Raw genomic sequence first — 21558 nt, 5'->3', positions numbered from 1 at the left:
GCGGCATTGCACCCCGCGACGACGACGGCGTCCGGGCCCCGCGGTCTCGCCCGGCCCGGCCCGTCGGCGCCTGTGAGGCCACCCGCCGACGCCTCCGGCCCACCTCACACCAGCAGGTAGGCGGCAGACAGGACCGTCAGCACCGTGACCAGCGGGTCGAAGATCTTGTTGTTCATGCGCCCGGCCAGCCACCGCCCGCCGAAGGCCGCGACCACCACCACCGGTACCAGCACCAGGTCCATCCACAGCGTGTCGGGGCGGATGATGCCCAATCCGATAGAGAAGGGCAGCTTGACCAGGTTCACGATGAAGTAGAACCAGGCGGTGCTACCCAGAAAGGTGAGCACCGAGAAGCGGGAGGCTAGGAAGTACATGGTGGTGACCGGCCCGCCGGCGTTGGCGGCCATGGTGGTGAAGCCGGCCAGGGTGCCGTAGATGGCGCGGCCCACCCGGCCCTGGAGCTGCGGTGGATGCGGCAGGCGCATGAGCAGCAGCGTGACGGCGATCAGGGCGATCAGCAGCACGCCGATGAACCTCTTGGTGACCTCGTCGGAGGCCAGGCGCAGGAACAGCGCCCCGAGCACCACACCGGCCAGCACCCCGGGCACGAGACGCCGCAAGGTGCCCCAGTCGGCGTCGCGCCGGTACATGATGATCGCCAGCACGTCGCCCACCAGCAGCAGCACGAGCATGGTGCCGGTGGACTCCTTGGCAGGCAGCACGGTAGCAAACAGGGCGACCGCTAGCGTGGCCGCGCCGGGCAGGGCGGTCTTGGCCAGGCCGATGGCGGCAGCGGCCACGATGAGGATAAGCCACGTCGGAGTGGACAACATTGTCAGCACAAAGGCATTCTAATCCCTGTATGCCCCATCGTACGGGGCCCATGGTCGCAGTCTGGCGATGCCGCCTGCAGGCGGCCCCTCCCGGCAGGAAGGCGATTGATGACGACCGCTAAGCGCACCCCGGCGCAAAGGCACCTGCGGGCTCTGCTCGTCAGCTCCACACTGGCCTCCGGCGCCGCCTGGGGCGCGATCGGCAACTCCCTGGCCGACGACGTCGCGCGCGGGCTGCGCTGACCGCCCACGGAGGCACCGCCTCCGCAGCCCTGCCGGCCGTTCTGTTGACACTGTCCGCCCTGCCGGTGGGCTCCCTGGTGGGAGCGCCCGCCCTGGACTTCGCCTCCCGCACCTGCGGGCGCCGTCCGGCGGTGCTCGCGTGCGCGGCCCTGACGGCGCTCGGCTGCCTGATCGCCGCTGTGGACGGGCCGCTCCTGCGCGCTACCGGAATCGGGGTGGTCGGCCTGGGCGTGGGCGGCTATGCGATCGTGGTACCGAAGCTGGCCCACGAATTGGCCGAGCATGGGCACCGCCGCTTGATGCCGCGAGTGCGCGCCACGGTCCCCGCGGGTGCCGGCCTGGCGGTGCTAGCCGGAGCCCTGGGCGCGCGGCTGGGCCCGGATCAGAGCGCGGTATGCGCCTGGCTGGTGCCCCAGTTGGCGGCGCTGGCCTCGCTGCTGCTGGCACTGACCCTGCCGGAGACGCCCCACTGGTACGCGGCGCTGGGGCGGCCGGAGGCCGCCTACGCGGCGCTGCAGCGAATGCTGGGCAGCCTCGAGGCCGCGGTTGGCATCGACTGGGTGATGATGGATACCGGCACGCTGGGCGAGCAGCAGCCGCTCGGTCGCGGAGACCTGTCGATTGTGCGTGTGCGGCGCACCGTTGTGGCCGGGCTGCTGCTGGAGGTCGTACAGGCGCTTCCGCTGGGGCTGGCGGCGCTATGTCTGGGCCCGGCCCTGCTGACAGAGACGGCCGGGACCGTCACCGGATCGGTATCGACTCCTTTGCCACTCGGGATCGCGGCGCTGCTGGCGGCAGCCTGGACGGCGGCCGCGGTACTCGGCACCAGGCGGCGCGGCGACCACTTCACCTACGCCTGGATTCTTGCGGGTATCGGAACGTCCGCCTGCGGCATCACCCTGCTGGCCTTGACCGATACGGTCCCCGACGTCGGCCGGACGACGCTTTTGGTCATCGTCGACGTACTGCTGGTGGCCTGCCAATTCACGGCCGTCGCACCGGCCTGCACCGGCAGCATCGACCACTCGTGCCGCCATGGCTGCTGCGCTCGCAACGACGGGCGACCGCCTCGATCAGGCCCCTGGTGCAGTTGGTGGCCGTATTAGGGCCGGCGTTGTTACTGGCACTGGCACCCGCTCCCGCGGCGCTCGGCGTCGTGCTCAGCTGCCAGGTCCTCAGCCTGGTGAGTGCGGTAGCGGCGCTGCCCTGGGCACTGGAGGCTCTGCGCTGAAGGTATCGAAAAGCGCCGACCGTCAGAGGAATCAGGTCGGCGCTCGGTTATCGGTCTGGGTTCGCAGGCCTTGGCCGCGGCCGGGCCGTCGGCGACACATTGCTGCGCGGCCTGCGTTGCCCGCGCAGCTCAGGAGGAGTGGGCGCCCGGCCCGCTCTCCAAGGCAGTTCAGTGATTCAATCGGCTAGCAAGTTCACGGCGGTGTGCACGCTCGCGAACATGGCGACCGCAGCGAACAGCACGGCGGCGATCAGCAGCGGCGCAGAGGCGGTGACCAGACCGACCACGGTCATGACCATGAGCACCGCACCGATGACCAGCAGACCGATCTGGAAGGTGAGCAGGTCGGTGGCCTTGAACTCGCCCCGCGTGGAGGTGGTGGACTGCGAAGTGGTGACGGCGACGGCGTCGACGACGGGAGGTTCATAGTGGCTTTCCTTCCGGTTCCTGTGCGGAACCGGTCGGGCGGCCCGCACGGCGGTGTGCCCGACCTGCCGGTCGGCACCGGCCTGACTGGCCGGCAACCCGTACCTTAGAAACCTCCCCCTCGGTTTGTAAATACAAATCGTTGATAAGCGCGTCACGCCCCGACCTCCACCCAAGCTCACCCACCGCCGACCGCATCCCACCTCCAGAACCCGTCCCTTATCCTGAGGCAGTCAGCCCGCCTTCGCCACGGCACCTTGAGCACCTTGAGGAGACGACTTGTCAAGCACCTCGCGTCCGGTGTCGGCTCACGCCACCCAACAGGACGTCGCCGACGCAGCCGGTGTCTCACGCGGCCTGGTGTCATTGGCACTCAAGGGCGAGGGGCGCATGTCCCAGGAGACCCGCCGTCGCATCCTGGACGCCGCCGCCCAACTCGACTACCACACCAACGCCGCGGCGGCAGAGCTGGCGGCACAGCGATCCCGACGCCTAGCAGTGGTACTTCCCTACCTGGACAATCCTTTCTTCGACCTGCTGCTGCGCGCCCTGCGCCGCCGCGCTAAGCGGGCCGGGTACACCCTGATCACCCTGGTTTCCGACCTGGTAGACAAGCTGGAAAGCTCCACCATCGACGATGTGTTGTCCCTGCGCCCGGCCGGACTCATCCTTCCGGGCACCTCCATGACACCTGAAGAGCTGAGAGAGCTGGGGCAGCAAGTCCGCCTGTGCGTCGTCGACCGCACCCTGCCGCAGTCCGCCGGCATTGCCACGGTGCGACTAGACGAGACCGACGCCGCCCGCTTGACCGTCGAACATCTGAGCTCTCGGGGTTACAGCCGCCTAGCGTTCCTGTCTCCCGCCGCCCGGCTGCGGGAGACGATTCTGGGCGAGCGGGTGGAAGAATGCCGCGCCCAGGCAGCGCGGGCGGGGATGGACTTCACCGAGATCGACGCCGAGGCGGGGGTGCGCGAGGCCATCTCGCGCGCGCTGGCCGACGGCGAGGGACCGCTCGGGCTGATCGCCTACAACGACCTGCTGGCGATCGACGCCGTCGCGGCCGGACTGAGCCTAGGACTGGACATTCCCCAACAGCTAGGGATCTCCTCCTACGACAACACCGCTCTGGCGGAACGCGCCGAATTGCACATCACGAGCATCGATCAGAATCCGGACATGCTGGCGGCCGGCGCGCTAGAGGCACTACTGATGCCCGGAGACGTTTCCGGCTACTGCCAAGTCATCCCCGCCCGTCTGGTTCAGCGTTCCTCGACCGCCCGACTCTGATCCGGCCGGCCTGCGGGGCAGGGGAATGCGCGGGAACTGTCCAAGATCGGCAGAAACACCCCCGCACTCGGGCCTTGCGTCCACGAGAACCGCATGACTCCAACGCGCCCGAGCCAGCCGCGTGCCGTCATCGCCGCGTTCATGCCGATCTTGGACATTTTGCCGACCACACCGCGGCCACATAGGCACCCAGCAGGCTCCCGAGCCGACATCCGGAAGACCACGGCACCGCCTCTTGACAGGACAATTGCGCCACCCGTAGACTCGCTCACACGTCATCGCTGACGCGCGTTACCACGCTGGTTACGCCGTTTTTAAACGCCGCAATGCCGACCACGGCGGTCGGCGAAGGAGTCACCCATGAGCACCAAACGCAAGCTGGGAGTCGGAGTCATCTCCCTGGGCTGGATGGGACGCCTGCACGCCCGCAGCTACCGCGCCCTGTCCGAGCGCTTCCCCGAGCTGGGCGTCGAGGCCCGCCTCGTGGCCGCCGCCGACCCGATCGAGGAGGCGCAGCGGGCCGCAGTCGAGGACCTCGGCTTCGCACGCGCCTGCGCGGACTACCGCGAGCTGCTGGCCGACCCGGAAGTCGACATCGTCTCCATCGCCTCCCCCAACTTCCTGCACGAGGAGATCGCACTGGCCGCCGTCCAGGCCGGCAAACCCTTCTGGATCGAGAAGCCCATGGGCACCTCCGCGCAGCAGTCCGAGAACATCGCCCGCGCCGCCGAGTCCGCCGGCCTGGTCACCTGCGTCGGCTTCAACTACCGGCACGTACCCGCCATCGAGTACATGCGCGAACTCATCCGCTCCGGGAAGCTCGGTCGCATCACCAACGCCCGCGTCTGGTTCATCGCCGACTACAACTCCTCCCCCCGCAGCCCGCTGACCTGGCGCGCCTCCCGGGAGAAGGCCGGTGCCGGCGTCGTCCCCGACCTGATGAGCCACGGAGCGGACCTGGCCCAGTACCTGATCGGCCGCATCGCTCGGTGACCGCTCTGACCGGCACCTTTATCAAGGAGCGCCCCATCCCCACCAAGATGGGCATCGGCCACTCCGGCTTCGAGATCGGCGACGAGGTCGGCGAGGTGGAGAACGAGGACTACGTGGGCATGCTCGCCCGCTTCGACTCCGGCGCCGTTGCCACCATGGAGTCATCCCGCGTGAGCGTCGGCCCACGCGCCGAGTACGTGGTGGAGGTCTACGGCACCGAGGGCTCGGTGCGTTGGAACTTCGAACGACTCAACGAGTTGCAGGTCTGCCTCGGCGTCGACGGCGGCCCCACCCACGGCTACCGCCGCGCCATGGCCGGCCCCGCCTGGGGCGAGTGGCACCGCTACCAGCCCGCCATCGGCACCTCGATGGGCTTCGACGATCTGAAGTCCATTGAGGCCGCCCAATTCGTCCGCTCCGTCCTGACCGGCGAGCAGCACGCCCCCTCCGCCGCGGACGCCTGGTGCGCCGCCGAGGTCGACGCCGCTGTCGTCGCCTCCGCCGCCGACGGCCAGTGGCACGACGTCGCCCGCGTCGAGGGCCGGACCACCTTCGACGCCTGACCCATCCACCGATTACCACCACTACGGATCCACCCCGTCCGCATCAAAGGAGATCTCATGAGCTTCCGCCTCGACCCCGCCACCGCCATTAACGACCCCCACGGCATCACCTGGGGCATGCACCCCATCGCCTGGCGCAATGACGACATCAAGGAGATCGGTGCCTTCAACACCCTGGAGGACATGCTTTTGGACCTGGCCGACCTGGGCTACCGCGGCACCGAGGTGGCCGGCTGGTTCCCGGCCAAGGAGGTTGCCAAACAGCGCGCCGACGCCCGCGGCATCAAGATCGTCGCCCAGTGGTTCTCCTCCTTCATCGTGCGCGACGGCGTGGACGCCGTCATCCCGGAGTTCACCGCCACCTGCGAGTACCTGCAATACCTGGGCGCCACCCGCGTGGTCGTCTCCGAGCAGACCGGCTCCGTGCAGGGCCAGCGCGACGTGTGCATCTTCACCAACAAGCCGGTCCTGACCGAGGAGCAGTGGCCCGTGCTCGCCGCGGGCCTGAACCGCCTCGGCGAGATCGCAGGGGAGCACGGGCTCACGCTGGTTTACCACCACCACCTGGGCACGGTCATCCAGACCAAGGCCGAGACCATCAAGCTCATGGAGCTGACCGACCCGGATAAGGTCAGCCTGCTGTTCGACACCGGCCACGCCTTCGTGGGCGACGGCGACGTCATGGGCCTGCTTCAGGCCACCATCGACCGCGTGGCGCACGTGCACTTCAAGGACGTGCGCCCGGAGAAGCTGGAGGAGTCCAAGCGGCTGGAGCGCTCCTTCCTGGACTCCTTCCTAGCGGGCATGTTCACCGTCCCCGGCGACGGCATGATCGACTTCACCGAGCCCTACCGGTTCCTGATCGACCACGGCTACCGGGACTGGATCCTGGTGGAGGCCGAGCAGGACCCGGCCATCGCCAACCCGCACGAGTACGGCGCCAAGGCCCGCGCCTACATCGAGTCCACGCTGCTGCCCCTCTGAGCGGTCCGGCGTCCGCCCGCCGACGCCGCCACACGACGAGGCCCCGATCCCATGGACCGGGGCCTCGTCGTCGACCGGACACGACACGGGAGTCGCCGGCGCTGACCTCTCACGTACGAGTTTGTCTCTCACGTACGCCGTTTGGAGGTTTCTCCGCGCTAGAACATCGAAAAGCTCCAAAACGCGTACGTGAAGCGGAAAACCGTACGTCAGGCACACCCGCCTCACAGGCTCATGTCCACCACGGCGCGACCCTGGATCTGGCGATTGCGCAGGGCCGCGTAGCCGACGCCGGCCTCCTCGAGCGAGAAGCGGCGGGAGACGACGTCCTTGTAGTTGATGACCCCACGGGCGGCCAGGTCGACCACGGCCGGCAGGTCCTGGCGGGTGCGGGCGCCGTAGGAGCCGAGGATCTTCTGCGAGCGGCGCACGGTGCGGTTGATCTCCACCTGCGCGGTCTGCACGCCGGCCCCCAGGCCGATCGGAACCATGCGGCCGCCGTCGGCGAGGACGTCCAGGGCGGTCTTCCAGGTGGCGGGGATGCCGAGCGCCTCGAAGGCGACGTCGACACCCTTGCCGCCGGTGAGCTTCAGGACCTCCTCGCGGGCGTCCTGGGTGACGGAGTTGACCACCGCGGTGGCGCCGTAGCCGGGCATGGGGGCGAGCTTGTCGTCGGAGACGTCGATGGCGATGACCTGGCTGGCGCCGAAGGCGCGCGCGACCTGGACGATGTTGGTACCTACCCCGCCGGTGGCGACGACGGCGACGGTCTCTCCGAAGCGCAGGTCGGCGCCGCGGCGCACGGCGCCGTAGCCGGTCATGGCGGCACAGCCGAGGATGGCGCCGGGCACGAGGTCCAGGGTGTCGGGCACGGGGGCGACGGAGGTGGCCGGGATCACCGCGTATTCGGCCAGGCCACCCATGGAGTACATGTAGATGGGGTCGCCCTCGAGGGTGGCCAGGCGGGTGGTGCCGTCGTAGAGCAGGCCCTGCAGGCGGTTGAGGTCAAAGAAGGGACCACACAGCTCGTCGTGTCCGGCAGCGCAGGCCTCGCACTGGCCGCAGGGCATGAGGAAGCCGCCGGCCACGTTCTGGCCCACCTTCAGGCCGGTGTGCTCGTTGCCGGGGCCGACCTCGACGATGGCGCCGGTGACCTCATGGCCGAGCACGGCCGGAAGCGGGAAGCGATAGCGCCGCCGATCACGTGAAGGTCGGAGTGGCACAGGCCGCAGGCGGCGACCTTGATCAGGACCTCCCCGCTCTTCGGGTGGGGAGTGCGGATGGTTTCGACCTCGAGGCCGACCTCGGGGTCGCGCAGCACCGCGGCGCGCATGGTTTCCGGGATGGTGGTGTTCTGGACTGCTTCGTTGCTCGTCATGTGGGTGTCTCTCTCGAAGCGGACGCGACGATCGCGCCCCCGGCGCGTGGCCTGGGTGCAGACTACCACGCCAATACGATATTTGTCAGGACAAATGCCCCTGCGTTTGAGAGTCCGAGCGGCAGGCACCGCTATCCGGAGCAACGTCGCATCCACCACATCGGCTAGAGTCCCTTCCGTCCGCCCGAGCGCGGACGGAAGGGAATGCCATGTCTGTCAGCGGTCACGACGTCACCCAGTCAGACGTCGCCGCGGCTGCCGGAGTCTCACGCAGCCTCGTCTCCCTGGCACTAAGCGGTTCTCCCAAGGTCGCCGAGGAGACACGTACACACATCCTGGAGGTGGCCGCCTCCCTCGGCTATCGGATCAATACGGCAGCCTCCGCCCTCGCCCGCCAACGCTCCAACACCATCGGCCTGGTACTGCCCAACCTCAGAAACGCCTTCTTCGAGCAGGTCTCCCGCTCCCTCGACGACGTCGCCGCCCAGCAGGGACTGACCGTATTCGTCACCGTCGGAGCCGAGGATCAGGAGCGCCTGCAACGAGCTATCGACTCTCTGTTGGGGGTGCGTGTACTCGGAATCATCCTCGTCTCCCCCTGGCTTACGGATGCGCAACTGGTGGCCCTCGGCGAGGAGGCACCCACCTGTCTGATCGGCCGGCGCTCCCCCGGCGGACACGTCGACTCCGTGCACATCGACGAGACTCATGCCGCAGAGCAGATCGTCTCCCACCTTCTCGCACAGGGTGTCAACTCCTTGGGATACGTCGCCCCCAAGATCGGAGACGACGCCTCCCGCGTGATCCGCGAGAAGTCCCTGGCCCGGGCCGCCCACCAGGCCGGACTCGCCCTGACCACGGAGGAGGCGAGCGCCGACGACGCCGGTACCGCCATTCGCAGGCTGCTGAGCACCGCCGCGCCGCAGATGGGGCTGATCGCGCACAATGACATGCTCGCCATCGACGCCGTCGCCGTGCTGCGCAAGCTAGGACACGAGGGCGGGGGACACATACCACTGGCCTCCTACGACAACACCTACCTGGCCCGACGCACCGAGTTCGCCCTGACCAGCCTGGATCAGCCCGATCAACAGATGGCTCACGAGGCGGTGCGGCTCCTCGTCGAGCGAGCCTCCGCACTGACCCGTACGCCGGGCAGGCCGCCGGCCCCGCAGGACATGCCGGCCGAGGGACACCTGGTCATCCGCGCCTCCTCCACCGGATGACCGCACACCCCGGCCACACCCCACCGAGAGGGAATGCGCTGAGGTATTGACGCCCCATCGGGAACGCGAGAGGATGAAGCCGTGAATTCACGCGCGTGAATCGCGCGGATTCAGCCGCCCGGCAACGCCGCCCGGCCTCCAACACCAGCGCTGCCCGACCCGCCTGAGTCCGGGCGGCCCCGAAAGGAATCCTCATGCAAACCTTCGCCCTCCTGGGCGCCGGTTTCATCGGCCGTGTCCACGCCGAGAATCTTGCCGCCCAGCCCGCCGTCGACTTCGCCCGCGTCTTCGACGTTGATGCCTCCCGCGCCGCCGAAATCGCCGACCGCTACGATGCCGCCGCCACCGATGACATCGACGCCGTCTTCACCGACCCGGCCATTGATGCCGTCTTGATCGCCTCTTCCACCAATACTCACGCCGACCTGCTCAAGCGCGCCGCCGCTGCAGGCAAGGCGGTCTTCTGTGAGAAGCCCATCGACCTGTCCCTGGAGGTGGCCCGCGACGCGGCCGCCGCCGCCCGCGCGGCCGGCATCCCCGTGATGATGGACTTCAACCGCCGCTACGACGCCGCCTATGCGGCCGTACACGACGCCGTCCAGTCCGGTGAGGTCGGCCAGGTGGAGCTCGTCTCCATGACCACCCGCGGCCCCTCGCTGCCGCCAATCGCCTATCTGGAGGTCTCCGGCGGGCAGATGCGTGATCAGACCGTGCACTTCTTCGACCTGCTGCGTTGGATCACCGGCCTGGAGCCGGTAGAGGTGTACGTCGCCGGCGCCGCCTGGTGGACCCGGCCGTGGCCGAGGTCGGCGACGTCGACACCTCCGTGGCCGTGCTGCGGCTGGTCAATGGCGCCCTGGTGCAGATCGACTCCCAACGGCGCATCGGCTACGGCTACGACGAGCGCATCGAGGTCAACGGCTCGGTGCGCATGGTCGAGGCCGCCCGTCACCGCACCGGCTTCGTCAACCACTACGGTCCCGGCGAGCTGCGCACCAACGGCCTCGATGCCGGCTGGTTCGAGCGCATCCGCGGCACCTACCGCAAGAGCCTGGACGCCTTCGTCGATGCCCTGGAGCGCTCCGCCCCGATGCCCGCCCCGCTCGATGACGGCCTGCGCGCCCAGGTGATCGCCGAGGCGGCCACACAGTCCCTGCGCACCCATCAGCCGGTCGCCATCCCTGAGGGTCTGTAATGCCGTCGACGTCCCGACAATCCACCCGCAAACCGGCGGGCCCCGAGTTGGCCCACCACCATCCCGATCGAAGGAGATCAACCATGAAACTGTCCATGAATGTCACCTCCACCTTCCACGGCACCGCCTCAACGACATCACCGTCGCCAAGGACGTCGGCTTCGAGGGTATTGAGCTGCAGAGTCCCAAGCTGTGGCGCTACCTGGACGCGGGCTTCTCCCCCGAGTCGCTGCTGCCACACCTGGAGGGCATTGAGGTCTCCGGCATCGGCGCCCTGCAGGAGGCCGAGCCCGAGGCCTTCCGCGCCGAGGCGGAGAAGCTCGCCCACGTCGGCCAGGTCGTGGGAGCCCCGGCCATGCAGATGTGCACCGGCCCGGTCGACGTCACCGTTGTGCAGGACTTCCGTGCCGGCCGACTAGCCGACGACGACCCCCGCTTCCGCGGGCTGCTCGGCCGCCCCGAGGCGGAGGTCATTGAGGAGACCGCCAAGAACGTGGCGCTGGCGGCGGACATCGCCGCCGACCACGGCCTGGACCTGTTCCTCGAGCCTCTCGGCTGGGCTCCGGTGTGCCACGTGAACCAGGCCCTGGACATTCTGGAGCGCATAAACCGGCCCAACGCGAAGATCGTCGTCGACTTCTGGCACTTCTGGGTGACCGGCTCGACCCCGGAGGAGGTCGCCAAGCTCGACAAGGATCTGATCAGCGCCGTCCACGTGTGCGACGGCGTGCCCGTGCCGGCCGGCGAGGTGCCCGACCAGAATGTCTCCCGCAACGTGTGGACCGGCGGCGGCTCCATCCCGCTGCAGGAGTGGGTCGACGCCGTCAAGGCGACCGGCTACGACGGCTGGTACTGCTCGGAGATCTTCCACGACCACTCCGCCGAGCTGGACTTCCACCTGGTGGCCCAGACGCTGCTGAACGAGATGCGAATCCTCACCGCCTGAGTAGTCCACGACAACGAGCGCGTCCCAGCCGACCCGAACTTCATGGGCCGACTGGGACGCGTCACTGGTGCCGGTCTCGGCACATCGACGCCGGACTACTTGCCGCGCTTGAAGATAGCACCGCTCATGACGTCGGCCTCCAACTGCTCCAGCGTGCGGCCCTTGGTCTCGGGCACGAAGGCGAAGAAGAAGATGAAGGCGATGACATTGAGGACGGCGAAGACCAAGAAGGACCTGGACAGCCCGATGGCCGAAATGACGCTGGCGAAGCCCAGGCTCAAGAAGGAGTTGGTCATCCACAGCACGAAGACCGACAGCCCCATGCCGAAGGCGCGCATCTTCAGCGGGAAGATCTCCGAGAGCGTCACCCAGGTGGCCACATTGAGGCACAGCTGCATCGAACCGACGAAGAACACGATGAGAGCCAGCAGTATGAAGGGCCTGGCGCCGCCTTCCGGCAGAACGCTGGCCGCAGTGGCGATGAGCACGTGCGTGATCGCCACCAGCGCGTAGCCCCACAGGAAGGTCTTGCGGCGGGAGAAGCGGTCCATCATCTGTAGGGCGATGATCGCGGCGATCACCGAGATGGTGGCCGGGGCGATATTGGCGATAAGCGCCGCACCCGTGCTGAACCCGGACTCCTCCAGCACCCTCTCCCCGTAGTAGAGGATGGAGTTGATGCCCGTGGTCTGCTGGAAGAAGCCGATTCCGCATCCGATGAGGACGATACGCACCAGGTTCTTGTTGGAGAAGATCTCCCCGACGCTCATGTTGACCCGGCTGGCCTCCTCCCTGCTGGCGGCCTGGATCTCCGCGAGTTCGGGCTTGGCCCGCCCCTCGGGCCTCAGGTTGTCCAGAATCTTGAGAGCCTCCTCCTCGCGTCCCTTGTCGGCCAGCCAGCGGGGGGACTCGGGCAGGCGGGTCACCCCCAGCAGCAGGAGAATGGCCGGGACGGCCGCCAGCGCGAACATGGCGCGCCACACCCACGGTACTCACTGCCCCAGACATTGCCGATGATGGCGTTCATGATGATGGCCAGGAGCTGGCCGGTCACGATCATCATCTCGTTGCGGCCGGCCAACGAGCCACGGATCTCGTAGGGTGCGAGCTCGGCCAGGTAGACCGGCACCACCACCGAGGCCGAGCCGACAGCCAGCCCCAGGATGACGCGGCCGAACGCCAGCATGGGCAGGTTGACGGCGGTGACGACGATCACCACGCCCACGATGAACATGGAGGCCATGAAGGTGATCGCCGTCTTACGACCAATCCTGTCAGAGATCCGTCCGCCGGTCAGGGCGCCGACAGCGCTGGCGAACAGCAGCGAGCTGACGGCGATGCCGAGGCCGAAGTCGGTGAGGTTCAACTGGTCGGGCCGGACCATGAAGCTTTGGGCGCCATTGATGACGCTGGTGTCGTAGCCGAAGAGCAAACCGCCCAGTGTGGCGATCAGGGCAACGACAGTCAGACGGGCCCGGTAGGGACCGGGCGTGAGCGGGGGCAGCTTGGTGCCACCAGCCGGTGCGGTGGCAGTTGGACTATGCGACACATTGACTCCTTTGTCGGTTCGTACGATGGGGCAACGCTAACACGAATAGCGACTATTTGTCAGGACAAATTTCCGCAAGCGCTTCGCCCCACCCTTTGAGATTGTCTGTAGCGACTGCATTGACTTACGGGGCCGGTCGCTCCGCGGCGTGCGGAGCGACCGGCCCGGGGATTAGGCGCCGAGCTCCTGGGTCAGGCGCTCCAGCGCGGCCTTGTTGTACTCGTCGGCCCACTCGTGCCAGCCGAAGATGCACACGGACACCACGCCGTCAAAGCCGACCTCGCGCAGTGCCGAGAACACCTGGTCCCAGGGAACCTCGCCGTTGCCGATGGCGTTGTGCTGGTGGACGGTGACGTCGGCGCCCGGCGGGTTGATGATGTACCGGTTGCCGTCATTGATCCGGTGGTTGAAGCCGTCGGAGACGTGCACCTCCCGGAGCTTGCCCGCCGCCGCGGCGGTGCGGATCATGCGGTCGGCGTCGCCCGCGCCGTCGGACAGGTGGAAGGTGTGCGGGCAGCAGTACTCGTACCCGAGCCAGTCCTTGTCCACGGAACGCACGAGTTCCAGGGCCCGGTCGTGCAGCTCGACGAAGTCGTAGGGGTGCGCCTCCATGTTCAGGCGGATGCCGTACTTCTCGAAGTGCGGGATCAGCTCCTCGATGGACTTGTACCATTGCTGCTCCGAACGGCTGGCACGGTTGCGGTCGCCGGAGAACTCCGAGACGATGTCACGCACGTCCAGGGCGTCGGCCAGCTCGAGCAGACGCCGCCAGTTGCGCACCTGCGCCTGCCGCTCGGCCTCGTCGGGCGAGGACCAGTTGAACACAGGGTTGAGCGTGCGGACTTTGACGCCGGAGTCCTTCTCCGCCTGCTTGAGCTCGGCGATGAAGGCGCGGTCGGCCTTGGGGTAGTGGTGCCAGAGGTGGAACTCGTCGTTGGGTGACAGCTCCACGTACTTGAACCCGAGCTCGGCAGCCTTGTGCAGGGTGTCCGCGGTGGACATGCTCAAGTAGTACATGTTCGGGTCGAGTGCGATGTCGACCATGGGTCTCTCCTTTCGGTTCGCCTTCCCGCCTACTGTCAGGCGTAGAAGTCCGGCTTGTCGATGAGCGTGACGTCGACCAGCGGGGAGGTCTCGTCCTCCAGGGAGGCGACGGCGGCGTCGACGACGGAGGTGGCGGCGTAGCCGTCCCAGGAGGTCGAGCCGGTGTGCTCGTCGCGGGCGACGGCGTTGATCCACTCCTGGAACTCGCGGTTGAAGGCGCCCTGGAAGCGGTCGATGTGCGACTGGCACATGGCGTTGCGGTTGCCGTGGGCGTCGCGGATGTGGATCTTCTCCTGGTCGCCGAGGCGCACCGCCGCGGTCTCGAGCACGAGCTCGCACTCGATGGAGTAGGCCCACTGCAGGTTGACGTTGACCTCGTCGTCGATGCGCACGCCGGACTCGGTGTACATGACCACCACGACCGGGTCGATCAGGTGCTCGAAGCGGTGGGTGGTGGACTTCGGGCGCTCGACGCGCACCTTGACGATCTCCTCCCCCAGCAACCAGCGCATGGTGTCGATCTCGTGGATGGCGGTGTCGTCGATGGCCATGCGCGAGGTGTAGGACTCGGGCACCGAGGGGTTGCGGTGGCGGTTGTGCACCAGGAGGGCCTGGCCGTTCTCGCCCGCCTCCAGCACGGCCTTCATCTCGTTGTAGGCGGCGTCGAAGCGGCGCATGAAGCCGACGGTGACCAGCTTCTTGCCGGCCTTCTGCTCGGCCTCCATGATCTTGATGCAGTCCTCGGCGGTGGTGGCCAGGGGCTTCTCGCACAGGACGTATTTGCCGGCCTCGATGCACTTGATGACGTCGGGGGCGTGGACCTTGCCGAAGGTGGCGATGACGACGGCGTCGACCTCGGGGTCGCCCACCAGCTCGTCGGAGGTGTCGTAGGCCTTGGCGCCGTAGGGCTCGGCGGCCGAGACGGCGGCGTCGTGGTTGATGTCCGCCACGGCGACGATCTTGCCGCCGGACAGCTCGTTGGTGATGCGGGCGAGGTGGGCGCGGCCCATGCCGCCGGCGCCGATGAGACCAATGCGTACGGTCATGATTCTCTTCCTTGAGGATTCGTTGTGGAGCTGTGTTGGGGTTATTGGAGGACGCTTCGGGGGCGGGGCAGCGGTTCGCCGACGGCGCGACCCGCCGGCGCGCCCCGCTCAGGCCAGGCCCAGGCCGCACTCGGCCAGGTACTTGCGCATGTTGATGGCGTTGGGCTTGGGGAAGGACGGCTCGCAGGGGTAGCAGTCCTGCTCGCAGATGCAGTAGATCGGCTTGTCCAGCTCGGCGAGCGCATCGACGAAGGCGTGCATCTCGGGCAGGCCGGCGGGTGGGCAGACCGAGGCGCCCTTGGTGACGGCCTCGCCGAAGGGCCAGTCCTTCTCGTGGGCCTCGCGGGTGATGTCCTCGTCGAAGGCCTTGATGTGCACGTAGGTGATGCGCTCGGGGTACTGCTTGCACAGCTCGACCGGATCACCGCCGCCGTACACGACGTGCCCGGAGTCCAGGCACAGGTTGACGTAGGTGGGGTCGGTGGCGTCGAAGATGCGGGCGATCTCCTCGGGGGTCTCGATGTGGGAGTCGCCGTGCGGGTGCAGCACCATCTTGAGGCCGTACTCGTCCAGCAGCATCTGCCCAGGGCATTGGCGTGCTCGACGTAGAGCTTCCAGGCGTCGTCGGACAGGACGCGGTCGTCGGTCCATTCCCAGGTCTTGTCGTCGCGGTACAGCGGGGGCAGGTGGACCATGTACTCGGCGCCGACGGCGGCGTGGGTCTCGGCGATCTCGCGGAAGTGCTTGATTGTCTCGGGCCAGGCCTCGGCCTTGTGCAGGATGCCCCAGCCGGTGCCGGCGACGACGCGCATGCCGAACTCGTCGCACCACGTCTGCAGTTCCTTGGGGTCGGTGGGGAAGTATCCCCAGGGGCCGGTCTCGATGACCTCGAAGCCCGCCTCGGCCATCTCCTGCCAGGCCTGGCGGGGCGGCATCTGCTTGGGGTCGTCGGGGAACCAGACGCCCCACTGGTCGGGGCAGACGCCGATGGTGAGCTTGGAGTACTTCGGGTCGTTGGTGTTGACAGCCTTCGAGGCGGTTGACGTCATTGTCGCTCCTGAGAGTTCTGATGGATTGCCTGAGTCGGCGCAGGGCCCGACCCAAACGTCCGAATCGTTTCGGACGGTTTTGAGTCTAGTGGTCGAGCACGCAAAACACCAGGGATTTGTACTGACAAATTTCAGTTGTTGTGAGGTCCGCACCGCGCGCTCGCCTGGTCTCGACAAGCACACGGCGTGCCCCCGCAGCCACGGGATGCCGCGGGGGCACGCACGTGCGGACCGCGCCCCACGAGCGTGGGCTACTCCTCGCGCTGGAAGGACATGGTGGCGGCGTAGGTCTTCTCACTGGGCCAGCGGGAGGTGACCGCCTTGGCCCGGGTGTAGAACTTCACGCCCTCGGGGCCGTGGATATGGGTGTCCCCGAGCAGAGACTCCTTCCACCCGCCGAAGGAGTAGTAGGCCACCGGGTGGGGATCGGCACGTTGATGCCGACCATGCCGGCCTCCACGTCCAGCTGGAAGCGACGGGCGACACCACCGTCGTTGGTGAAGATGGCGGAGCCGTTGCCGTAGGGCGAGGCATTGACGATTTCGATGGCCTCCTCGTAGGTGTCGGCGTGCACGATCACCAGAACCGGACCGAAGACCTCTTCCCGGTACAGCTCGGAGTCGAGCGGCACGTTGTCCACGATGGTGGGGCCGAGGAAGTGCCCGTTCTCGTGGCCGGGAATCACCAGGCCACGGCCGTCCAGCACCACGTCGGCACCCTTGGACTCGCCCTCGTTGATCAGCCCGACGATCTTCTCCTTGGACTTGGCGTCGATGACCGGTCCCATCTCCACGCCCTCGTCCATGCCGTAGCCGACCTTGATCCTCTCGGCGTGCGCCTTGACCCGCCGGGCCAGGTCCGGGCCGATTCCGCCGACGGCGACGACGACGGGCAGCGCCATGCAGCGCTCGCCGGCGGCTCCGAAGGCGGCGGCCGAGATGTGCTGGGCGGCGAAGTCCAGGTCGGCGTCGGGCATGACGATGGCGTGGTTGTTGGCACCGCCGAGCGCCTGCACCCGCTTGCCGTGGGTGACGCCGGTGTCCTGCACGATGTGCGCCACCGGGGTGGAACCCACGAAGGAGATGGCGTTGATGCCGGGGTGCTCCAGCACCTTGGTGACCATCTTCCGATTACCGGCCACGACGTTGAACACGCCGTCGGGCAGGCCGGCCTCCTTGTACAGCTCGGCGGTGAGCAGGGCCGCCGACGGCGTCATGGACGCCGGCTTGAGGATGAAGGCATTGCCGGTGGCGATGGCGATCGGGTGCATCCACATGGGCACCATTGCCGGGAAATTGAAGGGCACGATGCCCGCGACCACGCCGACCGGCTGGCGCAGGGTGTGGATATCCACGCCCGTGGAGATGTCGAAGGAGCACTCACCCTTCAATGCGAGGTTGATCGCGGTGGCGAAGTCGAGGGTCTCCCGGCCACGCTGAATCTCGCCGATGGCGTCGGAGTAGTTCTTGCCGTGCTCGGCCACGATCATCCGTGCCATCTCATCCTGGTGCTCCAGCACCAGGTCGCGCATGCGGAACATGATCGCCGTGCGCTTGGCCAGGGAGTACTTGGCCCACTCCTTCTGTGCTCGGGTCGCCACCTCGACGGCGTAGTCCAGGTCCGCGTCCGAGGCCTGCAGCAACTCGGCCTCCACCTCGCCGGTGCCCGGGTTCTCCACCGGGAAGCGGCCGATGGGGGTGCCCTCGTAGGGCTTGCCGTCGATCCAGTGGCTGATGGTCCGCAGGCCCGAGGCCGCTGGCGTGCTCTGTGTCATCGCTGACTCCTTGGGGTGTTTGTTTCAGGTGTTCTTCAGGCGTTGGGCAGTCGGGCGCTCACAGATAGTGACGCTGCGGCTTGCGGTCCTCGACGTACTGTTTGTAGGCCTTCTGGGTGGACTCCAGGTTGGAGACGGAGGAGACCACCACGTCCCACCAGGAGGAGGCCGGCGGGTTCGGGCCGTACAGGTCGGTTTCGATGTGGATCATGGCGGCCTCGTCCCCGGCGTGTGCCTGGGCGTAGGCCTCCTTGAACTCCGCGATTGTGCTGACGCGGTAGACCTTCAACCCCCAGGACTCGGCGTTCGCGGCGATGTCTACGCCGGCGATCTTGTCCTCGTCCTGCAGGTGCCCACCCTGGCCGCGGCGGCGGTACTTGGTGCCGAAGCGCTGGGAGCCGTGGGACTCGGACAGGGAGCCGATGGAGGCGAAGCCGTAGTTCTGCAGCAGCACGTAGATGACCTTGATGCCCTCCTGGGCCACGGTGGCCAGCTCCATGGGCAGCATCTGGTAGGTGCCGTCCCCGACGATGGAGACGACCTCGCTGTCCGGCCGGGCGAGCTTGACGCCCAGGGCGGCGGGGATCTCGTAGCCCATGCAGGAGAAGGCGTACTCCACGTGGTACTGGGTGGGGGTGCGGGCCTGCCAGAGGGCCTGCAGGTCGCCGGGCATGGAGCCGGCGGCGTTGATGACCACGTCCTCGTCGCCGAGCAACTCGTTGAGGGCGCCGAAGACCTCGGTCTGGGCGGGCAGCGGGGTGTGCCCCAGGTGGTAGCACTTGTCGGTGGCGGCGAACCAGGCCTCGCGCTCGCGGGCGATCTCCTCGGTGTAGGCGGGCTCCACGTGGTAGTCGGCCAGGGCCTCGGTAAGCGCGATCAGGGCCTCGCGGGCGTCGGCCACCACCATCTCGGCGCTCTGCTTGGCGGCGTCGAAGGCGGCCACGTTGACGTTGACGAACTTGACGTCGGGGTTCTTGAACTGGGTCTTGGAGGCGGTGGTGAAGTCGGAGTAGCGCGTTCCCACACCGATGATCAGATCGGCCTTGTCCGCCAAGTGGTTGCCGGAGTCGCCGCCGGTGGAGCCGACCCCGCCGACGGCGCAGGGGTGATCGAAGTTGATGGCGCCCTTGCCGGCCTGGGTGTCGGCCACCGGGATGCCGGTTGCGGTGGCGAAGGCGCGCAGCTGCTCGGAGGCCTCGGAGTAGATGGCCCCGCCGCCGGCGATCAGCAGCGGGCGTTTGGCGTCGCGGATGAGGGCGACGGCGCGCTCGAGGGCGGCGGGCTCGGGCACGGGGCGGCGTACGTGCCACACGCGCTTGCGGAAGAACTCGATCGGCCAGTCGTGGGCCTCGGCCTGGACGTCCTGCGGCATGGCGATGGTGACGGCGCCGGTGTCGGCCGGGTCCGTGAGCACGCGCATAGCGCCCAGCAGCGAGGGGATGAGCTGCTCGGGCCGGTTGATGCGGTCGAAGAACCGGGAGACGGGCCGGAAGGCGTCATTGACGGTGATGTCCAGCGTGGTGGGGTCCTCGAGCTGCTGGAGCACCGGGTCGGGCACGCGGGTGGCGAACTGGTCGGAGGGGAACAGCAGCACGGGCAGGCGGTTGGTGGTGGCCAGGGCGGCACCGGTGACCATGTTGAGCGAGCCCGGGCCGATGGAGGCGGTGCACATGTAGGTCTGCAGCCGGTTCTTGGTCTTGGCGAAGGCGGCGGCCGCGTGTACCTGTCCCTGCTCGTTGCGGGGCATGATGTAGGGCATGGGCTCCTCGCCCTCCAGCGGCGCCACCTCGTTCTGCAGCAGCGCCTGGCCGATGCCGGCGACGTTGCCGTGGCCGAAGATGCCGAAGGCGCCGGCGATCAGGCGCTGCTCGACGCCGTCGCGCTCGGAGTACTGGTTGGACAGGAAGCGGATGGTGGCCTGGGCGACGGTCAGGCGGATGGTGCCCGCGTAGGCTTCGTTGCTCATATGTCTTCTTCTCTTCTGTGTTTGGGCGATTGGTGACGAGTTCTGTTCGGGTGATCGAAATCAGTGGGTCATGGGCAGCCGGGGGTCGATCTCCTGGGTCTCCCAGGTACCGCGAATCCAGTGGTGGGCGGGGTCGTCGGGGGCTAGCCACACCAGGTCCTCGGCCGGGCCGGCCATGACGTTGAGGTAGTACATGTCATACCCGGGCGCGGCCACGCACGGGCCGTGGTAGCCGTAGGGCACCAGGGCGACGTCGCCCTGGTGCACCTCGGTACACAGGTCGATGGGGCGGTCGGGGCTGGAGGCATAGGTGCGGTGCAGCCCGAAGCCGGCGTTACCGTCGGGGGCGGTGCGGATCTCGAAGTAGTAGATCTCCTCCAGCTCGCGCTCGTCGACGGAGGCGACGTCGTGCTTGTGGGCCGGGTAGGAGGACCAGTTGCCGCCGGGGGTCAGCACCTCGCAGCACAGCAGGTGCGAGGTGGTCACGCCGTTGTTCAGGGCGTAGTTGTTCACCTGCCGGGAGCAGTCCCCCGCGCCGCGCAAATCGGTGCGCACCTGGTCGCGGCCATAGTAGGCGACCGGCAGGTCGCGGGAGGCCACGGCCGCCGGCAGGGCGAAGCGCCCCCGCCCGTGGGAGGTGATGGTGAAGGTCTTGCCGCGGGGCACGTACAGGTAGTCGGTGATCTCCTCGAACACGCCCGTACGGCCGGCGAGCTCGTAGGACTGCCCGTCCACCAGCACGGTGGCGGCCCCTTCCAGCGGCAGCACCAGCAGTTCGGACTCACCGGTCTCCAGGATGGTGGAGCGCTCGGGCGCGAGCACGCACACGCGCAGGCCGGAGTAGGTCCAGCCGGCGCGGGCGGGATCGACGTCGACGGTGAGGGTGCCGTGTCCGCTGGAGCCCGCGGGCACGTAGATGTCGGATGCGTCTGGGGCGGTGGTGTTCATGAGAGCAGTCCTACGGTGTTGTCGACGGCGGCGGCGACGTCGTCGTCTGGGGGGAATAGGAGGGAGCGGCCGATGACCAGCCCCTTGACGGTGGGCAGGGCGAGGGCTCTGGCCCAGGACTCCCGGGCGGCGTCGGCGTCCGCGGAGACGGCCCCGCCCAGGATGAGGGCGGGGAGCGTGGAGGCCTCCATAACCCGCTCCATGTCCGCCACCGCCGGCAGCTTGAGCCAGGTGTAGGCGGAAGTGCGACCCAGGCCGGAGGCGATGGCCATGGAGGTCATGACGGCGTCGGGGCTGAGGTCGTTGACCACGCGCCCGGACTCCCAGCGGGAAATGAACGGCTCGACCATGGCCATGACTCCTCGCTCAGCCAGGGCGTCGACGGCGGCGGCGCAGGCGGCGATGGTGTCGGCGGTGGCCGAGTCGGAGTAGTTGATGCGCAGCAGCATCTTGCCGCCGTCCAGGCCCGCATCGACCACCCCGCCGGCGTCGTAGCCGGTGAAGCGGTCGTCCATCTCGAAGGCGGCACCGGCCAGGCCGCCGCGGTTCATGGAGCCGTAGACGAGCTTGCCGTCCAGGGCGCCCAGCAGCGCCAGGTCCTCGATAAGGTCGGCGGTGCCGAGGAAGCCGTTCACCCCGGGCCGCGACAGGGCCGTGACGCAGCGGGCGAGCACCTGCTCCCGGGAGGCCATGGCCATGGGGTCGTCACCGGCCGCGAGCGCCCCGCGGGCGGGGTGGTCGCAGGCGATGATCATGAGCTTGCCGTCGCCGTCGGGCAGTGTGCCGCGGGGACGCTCGGCCAGGACCCGGGCGATGCGCTCGGGGGCGTGGGCACGGATCTCGACGATCCGGTCGGTCAAGGGCGTGTCAGACATGT

19 protein-coding genes and 4 pseudogenes are annotated in these 21558 nt (G+C 68.0%); 11 read left to right on the top strand and 12 right to left on the bottom strand.

The window, feature by feature from the left end; genetic code table 11:
- Positions 1 to 104 precede the first annotated feature (104 nt).
- On the bottom strand, positions 105 to 842 hold the full coding sequence (locus tag BW737_RS08425) for a sulfite exporter TauE/SafE family protein (protein WP_086614271.1): 738 nt from the start codon (positions 840 to 842) through the stop codon (positions 105 to 107).
- Positions 843 to 941: 99 nt separating this feature from the next.
- Between BW737_RS08425 and BW737_RS18220 the strand changes: the two genes are divergently transcribed.
- Genes BW737_RS18220 through BW737_RS18215 form a run of 3 tightly spaced genes read left to right on the top strand, consistent with a single transcriptional unit; the run spans position 942 to position 2307 of the window.
- Positions 942 to 1076, top strand: coding sequence for a hypothetical protein (locus BW737_RS18220; RefSeq protein ID WP_257210642.1), 135 nt, complete (start codon positions 942 to 944; stop codon positions 1074 to 1076).
- 44 nt (positions 1077 to 1120) lie between these two features.
- Complete coding sequence (locus BW737_RS08420; RefSeq protein ID WP_257210641.1) at positions 1121 to 2182, top strand: MFS transporter; 1062 nt, start codon at positions 1121 to 1123, stop codon at positions 2180 to 2182.
- Positions 2161 to 2307 carry a hypothetical protein gene (locus BW737_RS18215; RefSeq protein ID WP_257210640.1) on the top strand — a complete coding sequence of 49 codons (147 nt, stop codon included), beginning with the start codon at positions 2161 to 2163 and terminating at the stop codon, positions 2305 to 2307. The genes BW737_RS08420 and BW737_RS18215 overlap by 22 nt, the downstream gene beginning before the upstream one ends.
- 176 nt (positions 2308 to 2483) lie before the next feature.
- Here the strand turns inward: BW737_RS18215 and BW737_RS08415 are convergent, their stop codons facing one another.
- Entirely contained in the window at positions 2484 to 2831 is a 348-nt protein-coding gene (locus tag BW737_RS08415) for a hypothetical protein (RefSeq protein ID WP_257210639.1), read from the bottom strand.
- A 181-nt stretch (positions 2832 to 3012) separates the two neighbouring features.
- On the opposite strand from BW737_RS08415, the gene BW737_RS08410 reads away from it, so the two are divergent.
- From BW737_RS08410 to iolE, 3 genes and pseudogenes are all read left to right on the top strand, one after another.
- On the top strand, positions 3013 to 4020 hold the full coding sequence (locus BW737_RS08410; RefSeq protein WP_257210638.1) for a LacI family DNA-binding transcriptional regulator: 1008 nt from the start codon (positions 3013 to 3015) through the stop codon (positions 4018 to 4020).
- A 360-nt stretch (positions 4021 to 4380) separates the two neighbouring features.
- Positions 4381 to 5576, top strand: a pseudogene (locus BW737_RS08405) (Gfo/Idh/MocA family protein).
- A gap of 57 nt (positions 5577 to 5633) precedes the next feature.
- Positions 5634 to 6560, top strand: coding sequence for a myo-inosose-2 dehydratase (gene iolE, locus BW737_RS08400; RefSeq protein ID WP_086614272.1), 927 nt, complete (start codon positions 5634 to 5636; stop codon positions 6558 to 6560).
- A gap of 224 nt (positions 6561 to 6784) precedes the next feature.
- Here the strand turns inward: iolE and BW737_RS08395 are convergent.
- A pseudogene (locus tag BW737_RS08395) lies at positions 6785 to 7938 on the bottom strand (zinc-binding dehydrogenase).
- Between the two features lie 209 nt (positions 7939 to 8147).
- On the opposite strand from BW737_RS08395, the gene BW737_RS08390 reads away from it, so the two are divergent.
- From BW737_RS08390 to BW737_RS08380, 4 genes and pseudogenes are all read left to right on the top strand, one after another.
- A complete protein-coding gene (locus tag BW737_RS08390; protein WP_086614273.1) occupies positions 8148 to 9164 on the top strand; it encodes a LacI family DNA-binding transcriptional regulator in 1017 nt (338 codons plus the stop codon).
- A 194-nt stretch (positions 9165 to 9358) separates the two neighbouring features.
- Positions 9359 to 9883, top strand: a pseudogene (locus BW737_RS19915) (Gfo/Idh/MocA family oxidoreductase); the annotation flags it as partial.
- A 77-nt stretch (positions 9884 to 9960) separates the two neighbouring features.
- Positions 9961 to 10359, top strand: a complete 399-nt coding sequence (locus tag BW737_RS18205; protein WP_257210636.1) for a Gfo/Idh/MocA family oxidoreductase — start codon at positions 9961 to 9963, stop codon at positions 10357 to 10359.
- Positions 10328 to 11305 (top strand): sugar phosphate isomerase/epimerase family protein, encoded by a 978-nt coding sequence (locus tag BW737_RS08380; RefSeq protein WP_218961882.1) that lies wholly within the window; start codon positions 10328 to 10330, stop codon positions 11303 to 11305. Before BW737_RS18205 ends, BW737_RS08380 begins: the two co-directional genes overlap by 32 nt.
- Before the next feature lie 95 nt (positions 11306 to 11400).
- Here BW737_RS08380 and BW737_RS16910 read toward each other — a convergent pair whose 3' ends face one another.
- The 5 genes from BW737_RS16910 to BW737_RS18200 form a co-directional block, all read right to left on the bottom strand.
- Positions 11401 to 12276, bottom strand: a complete 876-nt coding sequence (locus BW737_RS16910) for an MFS transporter (RefSeq protein WP_218961863.1) — start codon at positions 12274 to 12276, stop codon at positions 11401 to 11403.
- Complete coding sequence (locus BW737_RS16905) at positions 12228 to 12854, bottom strand: MFS transporter (protein ID WP_218961862.1); 627 nt, start codon at positions 12852 to 12854, stop codon at positions 12228 to 12230. Before BW737_RS16905 ends, BW737_RS16910 begins: the two co-directional genes overlap by 49 nt.
- A 171-nt stretch (positions 12855 to 13025) precedes the next feature.
- Positions 13026 to 13898, bottom strand: coding sequence for a sugar phosphate isomerase/epimerase family protein (locus tag BW737_RS08370; protein ID WP_086614274.1), 873 nt, complete (start codon positions 13896 to 13898; stop codon positions 13026 to 13028).
- Between the two features lie 35 nt (positions 13899 to 13933).
- Positions 13934 to 14944: a Gfo/Idh/MocA family protein gene (locus BW737_RS08365; protein WP_086614275.1), complete on the bottom strand. Its 1011-nt coding sequence runs from the start codon at positions 14942 to 14944 to the stop codon at positions 13934 to 13936.
- Between the two features lie 108 nt (positions 14945 to 15052).
- Positions 15053 to 15523, bottom strand: a complete 471-nt coding sequence (locus tag BW737_RS18200) for a sugar phosphate isomerase/epimerase family protein (RefSeq protein ID WP_257210635.1) — start codon at positions 15521 to 15523, stop codon at positions 15053 to 15055.
- Between the two features lie 17 nt (positions 15524 to 15540).
- Between BW737_RS18200 and BW737_RS18195 the strand changes: the two genes are divergently transcribed.
- A complete protein-coding gene (locus BW737_RS18195) occupies positions 15541 to 15987 on the top strand; it encodes a hypothetical protein (RefSeq protein WP_257210634.1) in 447 nt (148 codons plus the stop codon).
- A 257-nt stretch (positions 15988 to 16244) separates the two neighbouring features.
- On the opposite strand, the pseudogene BW737_RS08355 reads toward BW737_RS18195, so the two are convergent.
- From BW737_RS08355 to BW737_RS08340, 4 genes and pseudogenes are all read right to left on the bottom strand, one after another.
- A pseudogene (locus tag BW737_RS08355) lies at positions 16245 to 17737 on the bottom strand (CoA-acylating methylmalonate-semialdehyde dehydrogenase).
- A gap of 88 nt (positions 17738 to 17825) precedes the next feature.
- The gene (gene iolD / locus BW737_RS08350; RefSeq protein ID WP_086614276.1) at positions 17826 to 19733 is read right to left on the bottom strand and encodes a 3D-(3,5/4)-trihydroxycyclohexane-1,2-dione acylhydrolase (decyclizing); all 1908 of its coding nucleotides are present in this window, start codon (positions 19731 to 19733) and stop codon (positions 17826 to 17828) included.
- A 60-nt stretch (positions 19734 to 19793) separates the two neighbouring features.
- Positions 19794 to 20681 carry a 5-deoxy-glucuronate isomerase gene (iolB, locus tag BW737_RS08345; protein WP_086614277.1) on the bottom strand — a complete coding sequence of 296 codons (888 nt, stop codon included), beginning with the start codon at positions 20679 to 20681 and terminating at the stop codon, positions 19794 to 19796.
- Positions 20678 to 21556, bottom strand: coding sequence for a Cgl0159 family (beta/alpha)8-fold protein (locus BW737_RS08340; RefSeq protein ID WP_086614278.1), 879 nt, complete (start codon positions 21554 to 21556; stop codon positions 20678 to 20680). Before BW737_RS08340 ends, iolB begins: the two co-directional genes overlap by 4 nt.
- Positions 21557 to 21558: the final 2 nt, after the last annotated feature.

It is taken from the genome of Actinomyces ruminis (assembly GCF_002154335.2).
Taxonomy (GTDB): Bacteria; Actinomycetota; Actinomycetes; order Actinomycetales; family Actinomycetaceae; genus Actinomyces; species Actinomyces ruminis.
The sequence above is the reverse complement of the archived record's forward strand: the minus strand, read 5'-3'. Positions and strand labels throughout refer to the sequence as shown.

Excerpts from the sequence above, each read along its gene's own strand:
- BW737_RS18220 (WP_257210642.1), top strand. The coding sequence starts at position 942 with ATGACGACCGCTAAGCGCACCCCGGCGCAAAGGCACCTGCGGGCTCTG.
- iolE (WP_086614272.1), top strand. The coding sequence starts at position 5,634 with ATGAGCTTCCGCCTCGACCCCGCCACCGCCATTAACGACCCCCACGGC.
- BW737_RS08390 (WP_086614273.1), top strand. The coding sequence starts at position 8,148 with ATGTCTGTCAGCGGTCACGACGTCACCCAGTCAGACGTCGCCGCGGCT.
- BW737_RS16910 (WP_218961863.1), bottom strand. The coding sequence starts at position 12,276 with ATGTTCGCGCTGGCGGCCGTCCCGGCCATTCTCCTGCTGCTGGGGGTG.
- BW737_RS08370 (WP_086614274.1), bottom strand. The coding sequence starts at position 13,898 with ATGGTCGACATCGCACTCGACCCGAACATGTACTACTTGAGCATGTCC.
- BW737_RS08365 (WP_086614275.1), bottom strand. The coding sequence starts at position 14,944 with ATGACCGTACGCATTGGTCTCATCGGCGCCGGCGGCATGGGCCGCGCC.
- BW737_RS18200 (WP_257210635.1), bottom strand. The coding sequence starts at position 15,523 with ATGCTGCTGGACGAGTACGGCCTCAAGATGGTGCTGCACCCGCACGGC.
- iolD (WP_086614276.1), bottom strand. The coding sequence starts at position 19,733 with ATGAGCAACGAAGCCTACGCGGGCACCATCCGCCTGACCGTCGCCCAG.
- iolB (WP_086614277.1), bottom strand. The coding sequence starts at position 20,681 with ATGAACACCACCGCCCCAGACGCATCCGACATCTACGTGCCCGCGGGC.
- BW737_RS08340 (WP_086614278.1), bottom strand. The coding sequence starts at position 21,556 with ATGTCTGACACGCCCTTGACCGACCGGATCGTCGAGATCCGTGCCCAC.